This is a genomic window from Shewanella colwelliana, assembly GCF_001735525.1.
Taxonomy (GTDB): domain Bacteria; phylum Pseudomonadota; class Gammaproteobacteria; order Enterobacterales; family Shewanellaceae; genus Shewanella; species Shewanella colwelliana.
Map to the genome: position 1 here is coordinate 16,616 of NZ_MCBT01000006.1, position 19,786 is coordinate 36,401.

General features: G+C 45.6%; 19 protein-coding genes. 7 read left to right on the forward strand and 12 right to left on the reverse strand.

Annotated features, from left to right (window positions below; genetic code table 11):
* Positions 1-75: 75 nt before the first annotated feature.
* The 7 genes from acpP to yceD all read right to left on the reverse strand — a co-directional run bounded on the left by acpP (position 76) and on the right by yceD (position 4,925).
* Positions 76-309, reverse strand: a complete 234-nt coding sequence (gene acpP, locus BEL05_RS02210) for an acyl carrier protein (protein ID WP_011865403.1) — start codon at positions 307-309, stop codon at positions 76-78.
* Between the two features lie 160 nt (positions 310-469).
* Positions 470-1,216 carry a 3-oxoacyl-ACP reductase FabG gene (gene fabG / locus BEL05_RS02215; RefSeq protein WP_069670135.1) on the reverse strand — a complete coding sequence of 249 codons (747 nt, stop codon included), beginning with the start codon at positions 1,214-1,216 and terminating at the stop codon, positions 470-472.
* Between the two features lie 11 nt (positions 1,217-1,227).
* Entirely contained in the window at positions 1,228-2,154 is a 927-nt protein-coding gene (fabD, locus tag BEL05_RS02220) for an ACP S-malonyltransferase (protein ID WP_069670136.1), read from the reverse strand.
* A 44-nt stretch (positions 2,155-2,198) separates the two neighbouring features.
* Positions 2,199-3,158, reverse strand: coding sequence for a beta-ketoacyl-ACP synthase III (locus BEL05_RS02225; protein WP_028764837.1), 960 nt, complete (start codon positions 3,156-3,158; stop codon positions 2,199-2,201).
* A gap of 13 nt (positions 3,159-3,171) precedes the next feature.
* A complete protein-coding gene (plsX, locus tag BEL05_RS02230; RefSeq protein WP_069670137.1) occupies positions 3,172-4,197 on the reverse strand; it encodes a phosphate acyltransferase PlsX in 1,026 nt (341 codons plus the stop codon).
* Between the two features lie 15 nt (positions 4,198-4,212).
* On the reverse strand, positions 4,213-4,383 hold the full coding sequence (gene rpmF / locus BEL05_RS02235) for a 50S ribosomal protein L32 (protein WP_020913118.1): 171 nt from the start codon (positions 4,381-4,383) through the stop codon (positions 4,213-4,215).
* 17 nt (positions 4,384-4,400) lie between these two features.
* On the reverse strand, positions 4,401-4,925 hold the full coding sequence (gene yceD / locus BEL05_RS02240; RefSeq protein WP_028764835.1) for a 23S rRNA accumulation protein YceD: 525 nt from the start codon (positions 4,923-4,925) through the stop codon (positions 4,401-4,403).
* Positions 4,926-5,242: 317 nt separating this feature from the next.
* Between yceD and BEL05_RS02245 the strand changes: the two genes are divergently transcribed.
* Together BEL05_RS02245 and BEL05_RS02250 are read left to right on the forward strand one after the other, a co-directional pair.
* Positions 5,243-5,848 carry a Maf family protein gene (locus tag BEL05_RS02245; protein ID WP_069670138.1) on the forward strand — a complete coding sequence of 202 codons (606 nt, stop codon included), beginning with the start codon at positions 5,243-5,245 and terminating at the stop codon, positions 5,846-5,848.
* A gap of 149 nt (positions 5,849-5,997) precedes the next feature.
* The gene (locus tag BEL05_RS02250) at positions 5,998-7,398 is read left to right on the forward strand and encodes a sensor domain-containing diguanylate cyclase (RefSeq protein WP_069670139.1); all 1,401 of its coding nucleotides are present in this window, start codon (positions 5,998-6,000) and stop codon (positions 7,396-7,398) included.
* On the opposite strand, the gene BEL05_RS02255 is transcribed toward BEL05_RS02250, so the two are convergent.
* The gene (locus BEL05_RS02255; RefSeq protein ID WP_069670140.1) at positions 7,369-8,025 is read right to left on the reverse strand and encodes an HAD family hydrolase; all 657 of its coding nucleotides are present in this window, start codon (positions 8,023-8,025) and stop codon (positions 7,369-7,371) included. The genes BEL05_RS02250 and BEL05_RS02255 overlap by 30 nt on opposite strands.
* Positions 8,022-8,981, reverse strand: coding sequence for a 23S rRNA pseudouridine(955/2504/2580) synthase RluC (rluC, locus tag BEL05_RS02260; protein WP_028764831.1), 960 nt, complete (start codon positions 8,979-8,981; stop codon positions 8,022-8,024). Before rluC ends, BEL05_RS02255 begins: the two co-directional genes overlap by 4 nt.
* A gap of 596 nt (positions 8,982-9,577) precedes the next feature.
* On the opposite strand from rluC, the gene rne reads away from it, so the two are divergent.
* Positions 9,578-12,970 carry a ribonuclease E gene (gene rne, locus BEL05_RS02265; protein WP_069670141.1) on the forward strand — a complete coding sequence of 1,131 codons (3,393 nt, stop codon included), beginning with the start codon at positions 9,578-9,580 and terminating at the stop codon, positions 12,968-12,970.
* Between the two features lie 129 nt (positions 12,971-13,099).
* Positions 13,100-14,659: a SulP family inorganic anion transporter gene (locus BEL05_RS02270; RefSeq protein WP_028764829.1), complete on the forward strand. Its 1,560-nt coding sequence runs from the start codon at positions 13,100-13,102 to the stop codon at positions 14,657-14,659.
* A gap of 54 nt (positions 14,660-14,713) precedes the next feature.
* Here the strand turns inward: BEL05_RS02270 and BEL05_RS02275 are convergent, their stop codons facing one another.
* Positions 14,714-15,625: a bifunctional methionine sulfoxide reductase B/A protein gene (locus tag BEL05_RS02275; protein ID WP_069670142.1), complete on the reverse strand. Its 912-nt coding sequence runs from the start codon at positions 15,623-15,625 to the stop codon at positions 14,714-14,716.
* A gap of 317 nt (positions 15,626-15,942) precedes the next feature.
* Here BEL05_RS02275 and BEL05_RS02280 point away from each other — a divergent pair, with 317 nt between their 5' ends.
* Both BEL05_RS02280 and ylqF read left to right on the forward strand, forming a co-directional pair.
* Positions 15,943-16,782: an isopenicillin N synthase family dioxygenase gene (locus tag BEL05_RS02280; RefSeq protein ID WP_028764827.1), complete on the forward strand. Its 840-nt coding sequence runs from the start codon at positions 15,943-15,945 to the stop codon at positions 16,780-16,782.
* Between the two features lie 106 nt (positions 16,783-16,888).
* Positions 16,889-17,836 carry a ribosome biogenesis GTPase YlqF gene (gene ylqF, locus BEL05_RS02285; protein ID WP_069670143.1) on the forward strand — a complete coding sequence of 316 codons (948 nt, stop codon included), beginning with the start codon at positions 16,889-16,891 and terminating at the stop codon, positions 17,834-17,836.
* A gap of 40 nt (positions 17,837-17,876) precedes the next feature.
* Here ylqF and BEL05_RS02290 read toward each other — a convergent pair whose 3' ends face one another.
* Together BEL05_RS02290 and BEL05_RS02295 are read right to left on the reverse strand one after the other, a co-directional pair.
* Entirely contained in the window at positions 17,877-18,338 is a 462-nt protein-coding gene (locus BEL05_RS02290; RefSeq protein ID WP_028764825.1) for a low molecular weight protein-tyrosine-phosphatase, read from the reverse strand.
* Positions 18,339-18,359: 21 nt separating this feature from the next.
* Entirely contained in the window at positions 18,360-19,217 is an 858-nt protein-coding gene (locus tag BEL05_RS02295; protein ID WP_081730734.1) for a DNA ligase, read from the reverse strand.
* Between the two features lie 150 nt (positions 19,218-19,367).
* On the opposite strand from BEL05_RS02295, the gene BEL05_RS02300 reads away from it, so the two are divergent.
* Positions 19,368-19,739: a diacylglycerol kinase gene (locus BEL05_RS02300; RefSeq protein ID WP_028764823.1), complete on the forward strand. Its 372-nt coding sequence runs from the start codon at positions 19,368-19,370 to the stop codon at positions 19,737-19,739.
* The last annotated feature ends 47 nt before the right edge of the window (positions 19,740-19,786 follow it).

Genomic DNA, 19,786 nt, shown 5'->3' on the forward strand with positions numbered 1-19,786 from the left:
AGACGTTACAACAAAAGCTTAAGCCACAAACAAAAACAGGCAGCATAAATGCTGCCTGTTTTCTAGAATTCAGTATTACTGATTCTTAGAAACGTAATCGATCGCTGCTTGAACAGTAGTGATCTTTTCAGCTTCTTCATCAGGGATCTCAGTGTCAAACTCTTCTTCTAGAGCCATTACCAACTCAACGGTGTCCAGAGAATCTGCACCTAGGTCGTCAACGAAAGATGCTGCTGGTTTTACGTCTTCTTCTTTAACGCCCAGTTGCTCGATAATGATTTTCTTTACACGTTCTTCGATGTTGCTCATTAGTTTTCTTTCCTATTCAAATTACGCACTTGCGTAAGATTGCGAGTAGTTTATTCAATTTGGCACACAATGCAAGCTTAACTTTTGTGGTCTAACCACAAAACCTACGTAAATTTACGCCCAAATTCAATCAAAATCAGTCAGTTATTTTAACTAACGATTAAACCATGTACATGCCGCCGTTTACATGTAGAGTTTCCCCTGTAATGTAAGCAGCTGAATCCGAGGCCAAAAATAGTACAGCATTCGCAATTTCTTGCGGCTGCCCTAATCGTTCCATCGGAACTTGAGACATAATACCTTTTTGCTGCTCTTCAGTCAGCTCATCTGTCATATCAGTCTGGATAAATCCAGGAGCAATAGCATTCACTGTTATTTGACGAGATGCAACCTCTCTTGCAAGAGATTTTGTAAATCCGATCAAACCAGCCTTTGCCGCGCAGTAGTTTGTTTGACCTGCATTGCCCATTGTACCTACAACTGAGCCGATGTTAATGATACGACCGTTACGTTTCTTCATCATCGAGCGCATCACCTGCTTTGAGGTACGATAAAGAGATGTTAGGTTAGTATCGATGATATCAACCCATTCATCTTCTTTCATGCGCATCAGCAGATTATCACGGGTGATACCTGCATTGTTGACTAGAATATCAACATCGCCAGCTTTTTCTTTGATCGAGGCAAATAATTCTGCAATAGAATCAGCATCTGTGACATTGAGCACTAAACCGTGTCCCTTATCACCTAGATAAGCCTGTATCGCCTCAGCACCACGTTCACTTGTTGCAGTACCAATGACCGTCGCACCAGCAGCAACTAGCGTTTCGGCTACAGAACGGCCAATACCACGGCTAGCACCAGTGACTAAGGCAACTTTACCTGTTAAATCAATATTGAAACTCATCAATAACTCCTTTATTCGCTCAAAGCTGCAACAGTGGCTGAATCATTTGCCACTTTAGCACTGAGCGATCGATTAATTCTTTTAGCAAGTCCGGTTAATACTTTACCTGGCCCGACTTCAACTAACTGGGTGATCCCCTCTGCCGCAATCGCCTCGACGGTTTCAGACCAGCGTACCGGACAATAAAGTTGGCGCACTAATGCGTCTTTGATCGCCTCGGCACTGTCAGGACATGCGACGTCAACATTATTAATAACCTTAATCGCTGGTGTCGAGAACTCGATAGTCGCTAACGCTTCCGCCAATCTGTCGGCAGCAGGTTTCATTAACTGACAGTGTGATGGCACACTCACAGGCAAGGCTACAGCCATTTTGGCTCCTGCATCTTTACACGCCTGCGCTGCGCGCTCTACCGCCTCTTTCTCACCAGCAATAACGACTTGACCAGGGCTATTGTAGTTAACAGGGCTAACTACCGCCCCTTGCGCCGAATCATCGCACGCTTTTTGAATCCCATCGTTATCAAGGCCAATAATAGCGTACATTGCACCGGTACCCGCCGGTACTGCCTCTTGCATCAGTTGACCTCGTAGTTCAACTAGCTTAACCGCATCGGCAAACTCAATCACACCAGCACAAACCAATGCAGAATACTCGCCTAAGCTATGACCCGCCAAAATAGTTGGTTTTACAGCGCCAGTTTGTTCAATCGCTCGCCAAATCGCGACACTTGCGGTTAACAACGCAGGTTGAGTTTTATCAGTCTGATTGAGTTGCTCTGCCGGTCCTTGTGACACTAACGCCCACAAGTCATATCCAAGGGCATCACTTGCCTGTGCAAATGTTTGCGCCACAATCTCATTATCGTTAGCCAAATCGGCCAACATTCCTACGGCCTGAGAACCTTGGCCAGGAAAAACATAAGCGACTTTTTCCATTTTTAATACCTTTGCTAAATCACTGTGCTGTTATATTAACAACACTAAAAACGAACCAATGCACTGCCCCAGGCAAACCCTGCGCCAAAGGCTTCTAATAATAAGAGCTGACCGCGTTGGATGCGACCATCACGAACCGCTTCATCCAGTGCAATAGGCACTGATGCGGCCGATGTATTGCCATGCTTAGCTAACGTCAAAACAACCTTATCTAAGCTCATGTCTAACTTCTTAGCCGTTGCTTTGATAATGCGGAAATTAGCTTGATGTGGCACTAACCAATCAATTTCAGATTTATCAATCTGATTGATACGCAATGTCTCTGTTACGACATGAGAAAGCTGTGTCACGGCAACTTTAAACACATCATTGCCTTTCATGGTCATATAGCCAACGGCCTCAGAGGTTTCACCCGCTCTGGGTGGGAAAGAACACTTAAGCAGATCGCCCTGACGACCATCGGCATAAATATGCGTCGATAGAATACCGGGGGTGTCAGATACGCCAATGACGGCCGCACCGGCACCATCACCAAAGAGAATAATGGTTGAACGATCTTCAGGCTCACATAAACGTGAAAGCACATCCGCCCCAATAACCAACACCTTTTTGGCCGCACCGGTTTTCACAAACTGATCGGCGACAGACAATGCATAAACGAAGCCTGAACAAGCTGCTGCGATGTCAAAGGCTGGAATAGTATGTACACCCAGTAACGCTTGGATTTCACAGGCTGCAGCGGGAAATGCGTTACTGGCACTAGTGGTACCACAAACAATCATATCCAGTTCACTTGCGTCGATCCCAGCCATCTCAAGCGCTTTCAACGCGGCTTGATAACCCATGGTTGACACAGATTCGTCTTTTGCCGCTATTCTGCGCTCTGAGATACCGGTGCGTTCAACAATCCACTGGTCACTGGTTTCCACCATTTTTTCCAGATCGAGATTGCTACGGACTTGCGCTGGCAAATAACTACCAGTTCCGAGAATTTTTGTATGCATAAGGAGATATCAGTTATTTTATGTCTAAAAGAATCGACTCAAGACGCTCTTCGATCATCTTGGGGAGTCGACGTTGCGCTTCGGTCACTGCCAAACTAATTGCTTGTAAATAGGCAGATTCATCAGCACTTCCATGACTTTTTACTACAATTCCGCGCAATCCTATCAGACTTGCTCCGTTATAGTGGTCGGGGTTCATCTGATTTAAAACACTATTAATGCGCGGCGCGATTAACTTGGCCATTAATCGTACAAAAAAGCCTTGAGTTAATCCTTTCTTTAACTGATGGACGAGGAGCCTTGCGATGCCCTCTGAAGTTTTAAGCGTGATGTTGCCGACAAAACCGTCACAAACGATCACATCAACATTACCAGAATAGATATCATCGCCTTCAATGAATCCAGTATAATTGAGTTGTGGCGATTGTTGCAGTAATTGCCCGGCCTGCTGTACCTGATCGTTACCTTTAATCTCTTCGATACCGACATTCAGCAGCGCAACCTTTGGAGCTGGATTCTTGTCGACGGCTTCACACAACACTGACCCCATTACGGCAAACTGAAACAGAGTTTCACTGCAGCAGGAGACATTGGCGCCAAGATCGAGTAAATAAACCGGTTTATGATTGACCGCTGGCAGGCAACTGACCAATGCGGGTCTATCGATTCCAGGCAGGGTTTTAAGCAATACCTTAGAGATTGCCATTAATGCGCCTGTATTACCGGCACTTAAGCAAGCCTGTGCCCTATTGTCTCTCACCAACTCTACCGCTAAGCGCATTGAGCTTTGCTTACAATTACGCAGCGCGTGTACAGGCCTATCAGACATTTTTACTACTTCAGTGGTGTGAAGCAGTTCTATTCGGGAAAGAACACTCGGTTCGCATTGATTTAGCAACGGCTCAATATCAGAGCGATCACCAACCATAATGACTTTTAGAAAGGGGTATAAGCGAAGTGCCTGCAGGGTTGCAGGCACTGTGATGCGGGGGCCAAAATCGCCCCCCATCGCATCTAACGCAAGCGTCAGATTAGTCATAGGGATACCAACAAATTACTTGTTGATAACCTTTTGACCACGGTAGAAACCGTCTGCTGTCACGTTGTGACGACGGTGTAACTCACCACTCGTTGCATCCACTGATAATTGAGCAGTGCTCAATGAATCATGTGAACGACGCATTCCGCGCTTTGAACGAGATTTTTTATTCTGTTGTACAGCCATTTGACCTGTCTCCTAGATTACTTGCTCTTCAGTTTTTCTAACACTGCAAACGGATTTGGACGCTCCTCTTGAGCGGGTTCAATCTCGCCTACAACTATATCTTGATCGCCTTTGCTACAACTTTCTTCTGTATGCATCGGAATCAAAGGCATAGCGACAATTAATTCATCTTCAATCAATTGATGCAGACGAACTTCACCTATTTCATCGCACTCAATAGGGTCATACGCATCCGGGAGCTCATCGATTTCTGCCTCAGACCCGCAAGGGCTAAAACAAAAGTCGACCGTAACCTCAGTGGTAAATAGTGTCATACAACGTTGACAATTCAGAGTGAGCTCCGTCACAGCCTTCCCTTTCAGGTAGACTATCCCCTGTATATCTTCGCCACATTCAAGCGACACTGCCACATTGGAACAGTCGCCGGCACATAACTCATTTAATCGTTTTAACTGCACACCAGGAATTAAACCTTCATAAGAAAGCTTACTTGCCGCCGCGCGGTTAGGATCAATTGAAACCGGTATCTTTACTGTTTGCATAAGGCGCGCATATTATAGTTTGAATTACTCCGAGTCAAAGGAAAAATGAGTCCCTTTCACGATCAAGGTAACGATTCCCTAAAAACTCATCGAAATATCAAAATTTGTCGGAGGCAAAATTCTACCCAAGCACAGATGGATACTCAAGCCCCCAACGATTAAAATAGAAGCATTCATGCAAGTATTGGCTGACTAATTGCGATAGAACCCAACACCTGTGTACTCATTATGGGAGAAAGGTACAATAATACCAACTAGGCTGGTCCTATTGAGTCACAAAACGCCTACTTAACTTCCATTCCATAAAAGGTTTTAAAATGAATAAACCGCTTATCTTGGCTTCAACCTCCCCTTTTCGAAAAGCATTATTAGAAAAGCTCTGTCTCCCGTTTGAAACCTGCTCGCCAAATATCGATGAAACGCCATTCTCCGATGAAAGTGCAGCACAATTAGTCGTAAGGTTAGCCGAACAAAAAGCCATGGCATGTGCAGCGAATTGGCAAACGGGTTTGATTATTGGTTCTGATCAAGTTGCAGTTGTTGATGGCCTAATCGTAGGCAAACCATTAACGACAGAAAATGCTATCGCCCAGCTACAAAGCGTATCGGGAAAAACGGTGACCTTTTATACTGGTATCGCCCTGTATGATATTGCTACCCAGCAGATGAACAGTCGTTATGAACCCTTTGTGGTCCACTTTAGAGAACTAACCCTTGAGCAAATAACCTACTATATTAAACAGGAACAACCCCTCTATTGTGCAGGAAGCTTTAAATGTGAGGGCTTGGGTATCAGCCTATTTACCCAACTAGAAGGGCGCGACCCAAACACCTTGATTGGCTTGCCACTCATCACCTTAGTAGAGATGCTATCCAGCTTCGGTGTTGACGTACTCGCAGAGTCAAGCGCTAAAAATGAGTGAGCACGGGTCACGGCGGCTGACAACCACCGCATTATGAGTAAAACAGCAGCTATCAGGCTCGCGTTAACAAAGAATTGCTGTACCTTGATGAGGTGAAAACAGAACAGTAATGACATGGAGGTCTATAGAAAACAACAATGAGTATCTAGATGACGGATTTAGAAGAAGCCTTAGCATTGCTGGCAGCCCCCTGTACCGATGAGCGATTTTTCCAACGCGCCCTCAAAGCCCTAGCGCTGGTCACCCAGTGTCGTTGGGCGGCATTCGGACGCCCTTCAGCGAATGAAGGGATGGCTGAGGTAATTGCCTTTTGTGACTTAAAGCAGAGTATCCCAGGTTTTGAGTTCAATCTAGAAGGCTCTCCGTGCGAAATCATCTACCAGATGCGCTATCCTGACACGCACCTTATCTACCCGAATGATTTACAACAGCGATTTCCCAACTTTCAGCTCATTAAGGATCTTGGCGCGGTCAGTTATCAGGCTGAACTGATTCTCGACAACGATGGATTTCCCATTGGCCATATACTTGTCATGGATCCGCTGCCCCAAAGTGAGAGCACTAAATCTCGCGAGTTTTTTAGGTTACTCGCCCAACGAATTGGGATTGAATATAAGCGCTTACTCATCGCTAGAGAGCTGGCCGTACATAAACAAATGATCGCTTCAACACGACAATTGATGTCCTTCGTTGATAGCAACTACCGCTATCAAGTCGTCTCAAAGGGCTATGAAACGCTCTTTGACTGCTCCGCTAACGACATCATAGGAAAACACGTACGAGAGCTTCATGGAGAAGAGGTCTTTACCCACCATCTAAAACCTTTATTAGATGCCAGCTTATCAGGGCAATCTGTGCACACCCAAACACTCATCCACCCTCCTCACTTAGATGAGCCATTGCATTTAAATGTCCACCACAACCCCTATATTGATGAACAAGGGTTAGTATTAGGCAGTATCGTATCGGCGCACAACATCACCGAGATTCAAAAAGCAAAGCAACAAACCGAATACCTTGCCTTTCACGATGCGCTCACATCATTACCTAACCGGTTAGCACTGTTTCAGCGGATCTCAAGCCTTATCAATACCCCGCAAACAACAAAAGCATTAGCCATCATCTATCTTGATTTAGATAACTTTAAAGAAATCAATGATAGTTATGACCATTTGGCAGGCGATGAGGTGTTGCAGCAAGTCGCTAATGTGCTTAATCGAATGTGTGATACTAGTGAGATTGTGGCGCGGATCGGCGGGGATGAGTTTATCATCGTACACAACTTCGCTCATCAGGATATTGAGTCACGCGACCAAGAGCTAGTGCAGTTTTGCGACACTCTGAACCACCAACTAAATGAACAAGTTAGCCTAAATGGCAGTTCGCTGCGTTTAACGGCCAGTATGGGCTACTACTGGATACCGCCTGATGAGCGTGATATCTCAGCACTCATTTGCCAGGCAGATAAATCCATGTACAGCAACAAACGTAAAAAGCAGCTAAATGAGTCTACGCAAAGTCTATTTAGCCGGCAAAATCACGTCAAGTAATGCGATTGGACTGGTCACAATAGCTACGGGTGACGCCTCAGCTAGCTTTACAGCACTATGAGCCCCGTAACTTACGCCAATCGCGTCGATGCCCGCATTATTGGCCATATTGAGATCGTGAATCGAATCTCCAATCATGACCGCTCGATTAGGGGCTACCTTTAACTCATCAAGTAGCTGAGACAACATCTGTGGATGCGGCTTACTTTGTGCTTCGTCTGCACAGCGGCTGGCATTAAAATGTTGTCTAAAGCCAGTTTCATTCAGCACACGATCTAACCCCGCTCGTGCCTTGCCAGTTGCTACCGCAAGGTGATGGCCTGACTTCTTTAATGTCAGCAGTAACTGCTCTGTACCATCAAACAGAGGGCTTGGTGTTTGATTAAGCTGTAAATACTGCTCTCTATACACATCTATCATCTGCTGACGCGTAACCTCACACGCCGCAGGATGAAGCACATTGAGCGCCTCGTTCATTGATAGGCCTATGATATCTCGAATAGATGCTTCGCTAGGGATAGCCATATCAAGTAGGTTGGCGGTCTGCTGCATACACGCAACTATCTTTCCAACCGAATCCATCAAGGTGCCATCCCAATCAAAAATGACTAAGTCGTAACGATTCATACTCTTTCCAATTTCAATAACAGGTTTTCTAACGCCTTATCTAGTGGTGCTTTTACCTGCATCACCTCTTCGGTAATAGGATGGGTAAATTTAAGTTGCGCCGCATGCAAGAAAAGTCGATTAAGCCCAAGCGCCCGCATTGAATCATCAAACTTCTGCTCACTGTATTTATCATCGCAAGCGATAGGATGGCCAGTATATTGGCAATGCACACGAATTTGATGGGTTCTTCCAGTAACAGGGCTTGCCTGCACCAACGTGGCCCCTTTGTAGCGCTGTTTAATCTTAAAGCGCGTTTCCGACTGCTTACCTTCTTGATTAACCCGCACTATACGTTCGCCAGATTTCAACGTGAGCTTAAGTAACGGCGCATTGACAACTTTGTCATGAGACTGCCAATCACCTCTTACTAGTGCAAAATAATCCTTCTGCATCTTTTTATAACGCAGTTGGTCATGCAAGTGTTTTAACGCACTGCGTTTTTTAGCAATCAACAACACACCGGATGTTTCTTTGTCTAAGCGGTGCACAAGCTCTAAGAACTTCTGCTGAGGACGCAGTGAGCGCATCGCTTCAATCACACCAAAATCCACACCACTGCCACCATGTACAGCAATACCAGACGGCTTGTTCAGCACAATTAACGCATTGTCTTCAAATACGATACGTTCTTCTAGTTGTGACACCTTGGTAAGCTTTGCACTTGGCGCAGGCTTATCATCGCCGGCAGAAACTCTAACAGGTGGAATGCGAACAACATCACCGTCCTGAAGTTTATATTCTGGCTTAATTCGCTTTTTATTGACCCGCACTTCTCCCTTACGCACGATTCTATAAATCATGCTTTTAGGAACGCCTTTTAGCTTCGTCACGAGAAAATTATCGATTCGTTGGCCTAAATGGTCTTCATCAATGGTGACCAGTTCAACCTTACTAGGAGTTTGTGGATTATTCATACTGCGCCTTGTGTCATTCAAGCTGCGTATTGTACAACATCTAATAACTTTTGTGCCTTTCCATTTGCTGAATTTATGGATTGTTGCTATATTTGCCACGCGATTGGGGATAAAAGATGAATAAAGTGTTCATAAAACCCCCACAGCATGCGTGAAGAGCGGAGACTAAAAGACATTTTTACTGAGTAGCAAACCATTGATTTGCAAGTTGTTGCATTAAAATAAACCGAGAAAACGAGTTTGAACAACTAAACACAGTATTAATGCCACATTTCAACGTGGTTTCTCCAAGAATAGCGCCCCAAATTCGAAGTTTAATTTTAACTTGTCGTCAGACGAACGCTTATCGATTTTGGCATTACCGGAAAGTACATTAGAATTTATGGGGTTGGTTGACGTTTTACAACGAATTCCTTGTTTTTAGAACATTAAAAAATAAGCCATAAATAGGATGCGACACGCAGCGAATGCGTCTTACATAAATTGCGCACCTTGCTCAGACTTAAAGCCGTGAGGCTTTAATGACTAACTCTGAGCCCGTAATGCAACGAAATAGCTTGGTTTGATGACCCTATTTTAAGAAGAAATACGTCATCATGAAACGGATGTTAATTAATGCGACTCAATCTGAAGAGTTGCGCGTAGCCCTAGTTGATGGGCAACAACTGTATGATCTAGATATCGAAAGTCCTGGTCACGAACAGAAAAAAGCCAATATCTACAAAGGTAAAATCACCCGAGTAGAGCCTTCACTTGAAGCAGCGTTTGTGGATTATGGCGCTGAACGCCATGGTTTCCTGCCATTAAAAGAGATTGCTCGCGAATACTTCCCTAAAGGTTATTCTTTCCAAGGTCGCCCCAACATCAAAGAGGTGATCAAAGAAGGCCAAGAAGTTATCGTGCAGATTGATAAAGAGGAGCGCGGCAACAAAGGCGCGGCACTCACTACGTTTATCAGCCTAGCAGGTTCATACCTTGTCTTAATGCCAAACAACCCTCGTGCAGGCGGTATTTCTCGTCGAATCGAAGGCGATGAGCGCACTGAACTTAAAGCGGCTATGTCTGAGCTTGATGTTCCTCAAGGAATGGGGCTCATCGTGCGTACTGCTGGTGTAGGTAAAGATGCGGCTGAACTAAAGTGGGATTTGAAGGTACTTCAGCACCATTGGGCTGCTATTGAAGAAGCAGCACAGACCCGTCCAGCTCCTTTTCTTATTCACCAAGAAAGCAACGTCATAGTGCGTGCGATTCGTGACTATTTACGTCGCGACGTGGGTGAAGTTCTTATCGATCATGAGCGCATTTATGAGCAAGCTAAGCAACATGTTGCATTAGTTCGTCCAGACTTTGTCGACCGTATTAAGCGTTATGAAGCCGAAGTTCCACTATTCACTCATTTCCAAATCGAAACTCAAATTGAATCGGCCTTCCAACGCGAAGTGCGACTTCCATCTGGTGGCTCAATTGTTATCGATCCAACAGAAGCGTTAACGTCAATTGATATCAACTCAGCCCGAGCGACAAAAGGCGGCGATATCGAAGAAACGGCACTCAATACCAACTTAGAAGCCGCAGACGAGATTGCGCGTCAATTACGCCTACGTGATTTAGGTGGTCTTGTGGTTATCGATTTCATCGATATGACGCCAGTCAGACATCAACGTGAAGTTGAGAACAGAATGCGTGACGCAGTACATCACGACAGAGCACGCGTTCAACTTGGACGCATTTCACGCTTTGGCCTAATGGAGATGTCTCGTCAGCGCCTACGTCCTTCGCTTGAAGAGTCTGCTGCACACTTATGTCCTCGCTGCCATGGCCAAGGCACTATCCGCGGCACTGAATCATTAGCACTGTCGATTCTTCGCCTAATGGAAGAGGAAGCGATTAAAGAGAACACTTCTCAAATCGAAGCGGTAGTACCTGTTGATGTCGCAGCCTTCTTGCTTAACGAAAAACGTAAAGCCATTCGTATTACCGAGCAGCGTCACGATGTTGAGGTCTATGTGATCCCAGATCCAAACATGACCACGCCAGACTACCGTGTGACGCGTCATCGTAAAGATGACCAGATCAGCGAATCGAGCTATAAACTACTCGAACAGCCAGAAAGCAAACTTTACGAACCACGTAAGCTAGAACGTGCAGCGTCGCCAGAACCAGCATTGAAAGGTTTTGCAGCACCAGTTAAAACAGAAGCAGATTCAACGCCGACACCAGCGCCTAAAACGGCACCAAAAGCAGAAACAAAAACCGCTGAACCTGGTTTAGTTTCCAAACTGCTGTCAGCTATCGGCAAACTCTTCAGTTCTGACGAACCAAAACAAGAAGAGAAAAAGACACAAGAACAACCACGTCGTAATACACAAAACCGAAATGGTCGTCGTAACACTCGCCGCAACGACAGTCGCAATGACAACCGTAAAGGGCGTGAGGACAATGAGTCTAAGTCAAACGACAACAAGCGCACTCGCAACCCTAGAAATGAAGCGAATGACACCAACGCCTCTAAGGGCCGTAATGAGACTAAAAGGCCTAAGCGTGATGATGCAAAGTCACGTCCAGCGCAAAAGTCGCAGGATGATTCGCAAGAGTTGCAACCTAAGCAAGAAGCTGCACGCGAACGTCGTCAACGCAGAAATATGCGTAGAAAAGTACGAGTTCAAACTGAACAGCAAGCAGCTGAAGAAGCAAAGCTAGCACTAGAGGCGCAAACAGCTGAAGTAGTCGCTCCTGCCGATACAGCGGCTGAAGAGTCTGCACCTAAGAGTGAAGGCAAATCTACCCGCACTCGCCGTCAGCCACGTAAAGCAAAGCCAAAACAGGAGAAAGTTGCAGAGTCTGACACGCAAAGCACCGATGTTAGTGTTGAAGCAGAAGCGACTGAATCGACCGAACCAAAACCCGTTATTCATACGGAAGCAAAAGCCAGTACGGTTGAAACTGAAGCCGTTGCAGAGCAAACTGTTGATGCCGTTGCAACAGAGGCTGACGAGCAAGATAGCGAAGGTAAACGCGAGCCTAGAGATGGCCAACGTCGTAGCCGTCGTAGTCCGCGTCACTTAAGAGCCGCTGGACAACGTAGACGTCGTGACGAAGAGCCTAATGGTGAAACGAACGGTGAACCAACGCAACCTGCTTTTATCCCCAATGACGTAGAAACTGCACCAGTACTTGATCAAGATTTTGAACAAGCATCAGCCGATGCGGCCGCAGTCGACACAACAACGGTTGCAGAGACGCAAACCACTGCAGTGCCGGTAAGCGTCGATGCTAGCGTCGAGGTTGAGGTTAAGGTTGAAGAGAAGCCACAAGCACCAGCAAAAGCTAAGCGCCGTGTGTCGTCTTCCTCTTCTGCCGCTTCCACTGCTAGCGCTCCCGCTAAAGCGCAAAGCAGCGAAGTCGCTGACCAACCTGTCGCTGAAGTTGAAACTCTCGCGGTAGAAGCGCCTGCGGCTGAACCAGTAACAGAAATCGTTGCCGACGTTGCAGCAGCTAAACCTGAAAAGGTTGAAGTTGTTGAAGCTGATGCTGATATCGTTGAGGTCACAGCCAAAGAGATTGAACCTGCGCCAGTTGTTGAAGCTAAAGTGAACGCTCCTGCCGAAACAGCGGTTATCACTGAGACGGTCGACACTAAAGCTCAGCCAGAGGTCAAGACCAAGGCAAAATCAGTCGACGTAGCTGAAGCGACCTCAGCATCTGCACCGATGGCCAAACCTGCGGCCATTGCCAAGCCTGTGGCAGCGATTCCTGTTACGGCTAATGTGGTAGCTCAGGTAGCGGTAGCACCTGAAACCGTTGCAACCCCTAAGGTTGCCACCAGTCGCTTTGGTTCTATGGTGACATCGACCACGACCAAGCCTACAGTTGAGAGCAGAGAACACGTTGAAGTCCCTGCTGGACGCCAATATGAAACAGAGTCGAAAGAAGTGAAAACCTCTGCGACTCGCGGCAATAGTGCCGATTCGGAAATGGCTCGTCCCTAGTTTATAATTAGCGTTATAAACCCTAAAAGCCATGCTCTAATGCATGGCTTTTTATTTTATTGCGGTCAAAATTTTGCTAGTATGCGCGGCCGCACACCAATCAAATAACAAATATACAACAGAGGCTAAATGTTCGATCTTATTCGTCACAAAACCGCCAGCCACCGAGCTGATTTACTTTCAGGGTTAACTGTAGCCTTGGCACTTGTTCCTGAAGCAGTTGCATTTGCATTTGTCGCAGGTGTAGAGCCGATGGTTGGTCTATATGCCGCATTTATTATGGGATTAGTTACCGCACTGATTGGCGGGCGCCCTGGTATGATTTCTGGTGCGACAGGTGCGATGGCTGTCGTCATGGTAGCCTTGGTCGCTGAACATGGCGTGCAGTACCTTTTCGCTGCTGTTGTCCTTGCTGGACTGATCCAGGTCAGCTTTGGACTCCTCAAACTAGGTAAATTCATTCGTATCGTTCCCTACCCTGTGATGATAGGTTTCGTTAATGGTCTAGCGATCGTTATCTTCCTGGCACAACTTGGGCAGTTTAAGGCTCCGGATGCAAATGGGATATTAAGTTGGTTACCACAAGACCAGCTTATGCTAATGCTTGGACTAGTTGCATTAACCATGGCAATCATTCACTTCTTGCCTAAACTGACCACCGCATTTCCTTCCTCTTTGGCAGCAATATTAACGGTTACAGCAATTGTTGTGTTGCTGGATTTAGACACCCGTACTGTATTGGACTTTCTTAAATCAATGAGTGGTGATGACAACGCCACGATTGCTGGTTCTTTGCCGACGTTCTCAATTCCATCGGTCGCCTTTAACCTAGAAACACTTTACATCATTTTGCCTTACTCTTTTATCCTAGCGGCTGTAGGCCTTATTGAATCACTACTGACTTTAACGGTTATTGATGAAATGACGGGCACTCGTGGTAAAGGCAACAAAGAGTGTGTTGGCCAAGGTATCGGTAACATCACGAGTGGTTTCTTTGGCGCTATGGGTGGTTGTGCGATGATAGGTCAGTCCATGATCAACATCAACTCAGGTGGACGAGGCCGTTTATCGGGTATTACTGCCGCGCTCGCCCTACTTGCATTCATTCTCTTTGGCTCATCCTTTATTGAGATGATCCCCCTTGCAGCGTTAGTCGGCGTAATGTTTATGGTCGTACTCGGTACATTTGAATGGGCTAGTTTCAATGTGATGAGAAAAGTGCCTAAGCATGATGCATTTGTCATCGTATTAGTCACGGTTGTCACCGTATTTACCGATCTTGCTTTTGCTGTCTTCGTTGGTGTAATTGTATCGGCACTGGTGTTTGCATGGGAACACGCTAAACACATTAATGTTGAAATTAGTGAAGATAACAATGGCTGGAAAGTCTATAAACTTAATGGCCCACTATTCTTTGGTTCAGTAGCAGACTTCCTTGAGCTGTTTCATGCTAAAACTGATCCTGAAGATGTGATTGTAGACTTCCAGAACTCAAGAGTTTGTGACCATTCTGCATTAGATGCTATCGACACCTTAGCCGAGCGTTATGTCAGTGCGGGGAAAAAACTGCACCTACGTCACTTGAGTCATGACTGTAAACAGCTTCTGCATAAGGCTGGTGATCTGGTTGAAGTGAACCTAATCGAAGATCCACATTATAAAGTGGCAGACGACAAATTAGATTCGTAACCATTAACAAGGGGTCATGACCCAGTAAAAAGGCGCTTTAAGCGCCTTTTTTTGTTAAGCCCCCTCACTCTTTAGCTTGTCCTTAAACAGTGCTTTCACCTTATCGACTTTGGGGCGTACAACCATCTGACAATAGGGCTGTTGGCCATTGTTTGCATAATAATCATCATGATAGGTTTCTGCCGGGTAGAAGATTTTATAGGCCACCAACTCGGTCACAATGGGCGCATCCCAAACCTTGGACTCAGTCAGTCTGGCGATCATCTCACTGGCAATATCAATCTGCTCGGCATTATGGGCAAAAATCACCGAACGATACTGTGGACCGACATCATTTCCTTGACGATTCAATGTGGTGGGATCATGGCTCTGCCAAAAGACTTCCAGTAGCTCTTTAAAGCCAATCACCGCTTCATCAAACTCTATATGCACCACTTCGGCATGATGGGTTTGTCCACTGCAAACCGCTTTGTAATTAGCAGTCGTTTCATCACCACCGCTATAACCAGACCGCACCGCAATCACGCCTTTTAGTTGTGAAAAAATGGCTTCTAAACACCAAAAACAACCACCACCTAATGTCGCGAAACCATTTGTCGACGCGGTGTTCGCTTCAATGCCTTTAAATACCATGGACACTGAGTTAACACAGTGACGAATATTTTTGTCGGTGAGGTATTCGCCCTCAAACACATGGCCTAAATGTCCCTGACACTGGCTACAGACAATCTCCACACGTCGACCATCAGCGTCAGCCCGTCGCGTGACGGCGCCCGCTATTTCATCATCAAACGCTGGCCAGCCACAATGAGCATTAAACTTGTGCTCCGAACGATATAGTGGTGCGTCACAACGCTTACAGTGATATACACCTTGAGCATCATGTTTGTCATATTCGCCACTAAATGGGCGTTCGGTGCCCTTGTCTTCAATGACATATTGTTCAAATTCAGTTAACTCACGCATTATTTCTCAACCTCTACAGCGAACTTTCTATTGACCTAGTACGTTACGATTTACGACTAAGCCCACATTCATGCCAACCTATTACGATTAAAGATACCAGATTAAAGACCGAGTAATTAACTCTGATATTTCAAATCACTAATTTTTAACCCCCTGTTTTTACGCTAATGATTGAATAAGCAATGATTAACCCCCCCAGACCTAACCATCAATCTTTAACACAAACAATCGTAGCGTGATTTACCTCACACTTATTTGCTCTAGGTTAAGTCCATAGGTAAACTTGCTCTGGGGTTTAATAACAAGAAATTAAAAAAATGAAATTAGAAACAATTGATTACCAATCAAGCGATAGTGCTCAGCGCTTCGTGGAGTCACTAAGAGAAACTGGGTTTGGTGTACTGTCTAACCACCCAATTAACAAAGAGCTAGTAGAAAGTATCTACCAAGAATGGCAGGCTTTTTTCAACGGTGAAGATAAGCACGATTTTCTGTTTAAACCAGAGACTCAAGATGGTTTTTTCCCTGCTGAAATTTCAGAAACAGCCAAAGGCCATAGCGTTAAAGATATTAAAGAGTACTATCACGTTTACCCATGGGGTCGTATTCCTGACAGTTTACGCAGTAATATCCTCAAGTATTACCAAGAAGCCAACGCGCTCGCCGCAGAACTGCTCTCTTGGGTCGAAGCCCATACGCCAGCCGATGTTGCAGTCAATTACTCCATCGCCCTACCCAAAATGATTGAAGACAGCAATAAGACGCTACTGCGCATCCTTCACTATCCACCAATGACGGGTGACGAAGAATTGGGTGCTATCCGTGCTGCCGCACATGAAGATATTAACTTATTAACCGTACTCCCAGCAGCCAATGAACCTGGCTTACAAGTCAAAACTAAATCTGGTGAATGGTTAGACGTACCCAGTGATTTTGGCAATATCATCATCAATATCGGTGATATGTTACAAGAGGCTTCGGGTGGCTACTTCCCTTCTACAACCCATCGAGTAGTTAACCCTAAAGGCACAGATACAAGTCGCTCACGTATCTCGCTACCGCTGTTTTTACACCCAAAGCCAGAAGTTGTGCTGTCTGAGCGCTATACTGCAGACAGTTACTTGATGGAACGTTTAAGAGAACTTGGGGTCATCTAGCCTTAAGTCTCTTAATAAAAAGCGCCATTTGGCGCTTTTTATTTGTGATTTTTCTGACATATCAAGGTAAAATCCCGCCAACTTCAGCTAAAGGTAGAGTAATAACATGGCTATTCAGTGGTATCCCGGTCACATGCACAAAGCGCGTAAAGAGATTGAAGAGGTTATGCCTCAAATCGATCTCGTGATTGAGGTGCTCGATGCCCGTATTCCCTTTAGCAGTGAAAACCCAATGGTCAAAACACTTCGCGGTGATAAGCCTTGTATCAAGCTATTAAATAAATCAGATTTAGCCGATCCTGTCACCACGCAAAAATGGGTTGAATATTTGGAGCTTGAACAAGGTGTAAAAGCGATGGCAATTACCACCTTACAAGCAAGCCAAGTGCGCAAAATCCCCGATTTATGCCGTAAATTAGTACCGAGTAGAGATACAACAGAAAAAGATATCCGCACCATGATCATGGGTATCCCCAACGTGGGGAAATCCACCATCATCAACACCCTTGCAGGACGCGTTATCGCTAAAACAGGTAACGAGCCCGCCGTGACCAAAAGACAACAGCGAATAAACTTAAAAAACGGTATCGTTCTCTCTGATACACCCGGAATTCTATGGCCAAAAGTAGACAATGAGTCTAGTAGCTACCGCTTAGCAGTAACTGGCGCAATCAAAGATACCGCGATGGAATATGAAGACGTAGCCATGTTTGCCGCCGAATATTTCCTTAAGGCTTATCCAGATGCAATGCTTGAACGTTACAAGCTTAAAGCGTTACCTAAAGACGACATTGGGCTACTGGAAGCTATTGGCCGTAAACGTGGTGCGTTAAGACCAGGTGGGCGCATCGACCTGCACAAAGCTTCTGAGCTTTTGTTGCATGAATATCGCTCAGGGAAAATCGGGTTACTATCATTAGAGACCCCCGAAATGGCTGAGATTGAAAAAGCTGAAGTGGCGAGAATATTGACAGAGAAAGAGGCCATTAAACAGGCTAAGCTCGAAGCCGAAAGGCTAAAACGCTCTGGCGTGCGTCACAACAATAACGATTAAGCTATTTAATGTGAGACTGCGGGGCCAAGTACCCGCAGTCTCATTTTAGGCTGGCTATCAGCGCATCACAGCTCTGCTCCAAGAGATCCAAAACCAATTCAAACCCCTTATCTCCCCCATAATAGGGATCGGGCACTTCTGTATAGCCACCATCAATATAAGACAAGATCAAGCGAAGTTTATATTGCAGATGCGCCGGGCATCGCTGTTTCAAATCGGCTAAATTTGCTTCGTCAGCCGCTAAAATAAGGTCAAATTGTTCAAAATCATCATTGGTTACAGCTCTTGCTGTGATGCCACTGAAATCAAATCCACGGCGCTCACCTGCAGCTCTAGCACGGGTATCAGGGCTTTCACCTTGATGATAAGCGATCGTGCCGGCTGAATCACTGCTTATCTCTACCCCCTGCTCCCGCGCCTTTGTCCTAAATACCGCTTCAGCACTGGGCGAGCGGCAGATGTTTCCCATACAAATAAAAAGTACCGATGTAATTCTAGTCATATTCCCTATCTACCATTGTATTTACTGCGTTAACCTTACCCTAAGAAACGTAGCAAACCTAGGTAAGCCTGTTTTAGTCAAACCATAGTATTTGTAGGTCACGGTTGAGCCAATTTCGGGTGGATGCAGTCGTTGCTCATCGCTCAAACCACTGCCAAGTTTAAATATGCGTCCGTCATCGGTTTTGACCTGTAATGCACCTAACATACCAAAATACTTTCCCTTTCCCGGCAGGTGGGCAACGACAATGGCTTCAGCATCTTCATAGGGCTTTAACTTAACCAAATCCATGGTTCGCCCCACGCTATAGTATGCTGTTTTACGATGTAACATCATCCCCTCTGCACCTTGCTTGACCAAAGCGCTAAGCTGTTCGTCAAGTAGCGCCATCGAGTCATAACTTCGTTGCTCAACTATTTTCAAATAGGGCGATAGATTGGCATATTTTTGCAACAACAGTTGATAGCGCCTTTCAAAGGGCAATGCCGAATGAGGTAAATCAAAGACCATGAATTTAACGGCTCGCCAGCGCTCTTGGTCAGGAGAGTGATGACGCACTAATGCCGATACAGCATCAAACTTACCTCGCGCTATCCATAGCTCACCATCAAGTGCACTGGAGGGAAACTCCTGGGTAAACCACTTTGGTAAGGCGACCTCTCGCCCACTTCGCGTCAACATACGACGTCCAGTCCAGCGCCCGCGAACACCATCGAGTTTTTCGCTCGCTAAGTATTGTGACACTGGCAGTTGAGGAGAAGATGCCGCAGCATGCTGAAGTGAAGGCTTTTTAACGCTTGGTGACTCAGAAAAGGTTTTCGCCGAAAACATTAAACAGCTTGTCAGTAAAACAACAAAGATAGATGATAGGATTTTCATTGGCTCCTCCATGAGCAACATTGACATGAACTAAGTAAGTTTAGACCAATTGGTTAAAGGTCAATGTCATGGTCGTTATAGTGATGTTATACTTTTGCCAAAATCACTTTTTGCGCTACTAAACTGTTAGCCATTTTTCACTGGAATACTATGAAACCGGAAAATAACCACGGAATTAAACGCATTTTCAGAGCCACTGGTTTTTCTATGCAAGGGTTAAAACAAGCTTGGCAATTTGAGGCAGCCTTTAGACAAGAGTTAATGCTTGCAGCGGTAATGCTACCTATTGCACTCTTAGTCGATGTTCCTACCGTTGAACGCCTACTGCTTATCATGACGCTATTTATCGTACTCATTGTCGAGCTACTCAACTCAGCCATCGAAGCTGTGGTAGATAGAATTGGCGATGAAATTCACCCACTAAGTGGTCAAGCTAAGGATATCGCTTCTGCTGCGGTGTTTATGAGCCTTGCGTTATGCGGAGTTACTTGGGCTGTCATTCTCTTTACTCATTACTTCTAAGCGTTCTATCGGTGCGTAGTGGGTAAACCTAACTGCGCACCAATTAC

What these genes read in the sequence shown, in the direction of transcription:
- acpP (WP_011865403.1), bottom strand. Translation starts at nt 309, where the DNA reads ATGAGCAACATCGAAGAACGTGTAAAGAAAATCATTATCGAGCAACTG.
- fabG (WP_069670135.1), bottom strand. Translation starts at nt 1,216, where the DNA reads ATGAGTTTCAATATTGATTTAACAGGTAAAGTTGCCTTAGTCACTGGT.
- fabD (WP_069670136.1), bottom strand. Translation starts at nt 2,154, where the DNA reads ATGGAAAAAGTCGCTTATGTTTTTCCTGGCCAAGGTTCTCAGGCCGTA.
- BEL05_RS02225 (WP_028764837.1), bottom strand. Translation starts at nt 3,158, where the DNA reads ATGCATACAAAAATTCTCGGAACTGGTAGTTATTTGCCAGCGCAAGTC.
- plsX (WP_069670137.1), bottom strand. Translation starts at nt 4,197, where the DNA reads ATGACTAATCTGACGCTTGCGTTAGATGCGATGGGGGGCGATTTTGGC.
- rpmF (WP_020913118.1), bottom strand. Translation starts at nt 4,383, where the DNA reads ATGGCTGTACAACAGAATAAAAAATCTCGTTCAAAGCGCGGAATGCGT.
- yceD (WP_028764835.1), bottom strand. Translation starts at nt 4,925, where the DNA reads ATGCAAACAGTAAAGATACCGGTTTCAATTGATCCTAACCGCGCGGCG.
- BEL05_RS02245 (WP_069670138.1), top strand. Translation starts at nt 5,243, where the DNA reads ATGAATAAACCGCTTATCTTGGCTTCAACCTCCCCTTTTCGAAAAGCA.
- BEL05_RS02250 (WP_069670139.1), top strand. Translation starts at nt 5,998, where the DNA reads ATGACGGATTTAGAAGAAGCCTTAGCATTGCTGGCAGCCCCCTGTACC.
- BEL05_RS02255 (WP_069670140.1), bottom strand. Translation starts at nt 8,025, where the DNA reads ATGAATCGTTACGACTTAGTCATTTTTGATTGGGATGGCACCTTGATG.
- rluC (WP_028764831.1), bottom strand. Translation starts at nt 8,981, where the DNA reads ATGAATAATCCACAAACTCCTAGTAAGGTTGAACTGGTCACCATTGAT.
- rne (WP_069670141.1), top strand. Translation starts at nt 9,578, where the DNA reads ATGAAACGGATGTTAATTAATGCGACTCAATCTGAAGAGTTGCGCGTA.
- BEL05_RS02270 (WP_028764829.1), top strand. Translation starts at nt 13,100, where the DNA reads ATGTTCGATCTTATTCGTCACAAAACCGCCAGCCACCGAGCTGATTTA.
- BEL05_RS02275 (WP_069670142.1), bottom strand. Translation starts at nt 15,625, where the DNA reads ATGCGTGAGTTAACTGAATTTGAACAATATGTCATTGAAGACAAGGGC.
- BEL05_RS02280 (WP_028764827.1), top strand. Translation starts at nt 15,943, where the DNA reads ATGAAATTAGAAACAATTGATTACCAATCAAGCGATAGTGCTCAGCGC.
- ylqF (WP_069670143.1), top strand. Translation starts at nt 16,889, where the DNA reads ATGGCTATTCAGTGGTATCCCGGTCACATGCACAAAGCGCGTAAAGAG.
- BEL05_RS02290 (WP_028764825.1), bottom strand. Translation starts at nt 18,338, where the DNA reads ATGACTAGAATTACATCGGTACTTTTTATTTGTATGGGAAACATCTGC.
- BEL05_RS02295 (WP_081730734.1), bottom strand. Translation starts at nt 19,217, where the DNA reads ATGAAAATCCTATCATCTATCTTTGTTGTTTTACTGACAAGCTGTTTA.
- BEL05_RS02300 (WP_028764823.1), top strand. Translation starts at nt 19,368, where the DNA reads ATGAAACCGGAAAATAACCACGGAATTAAACGCATTTTCAGAGCCACT.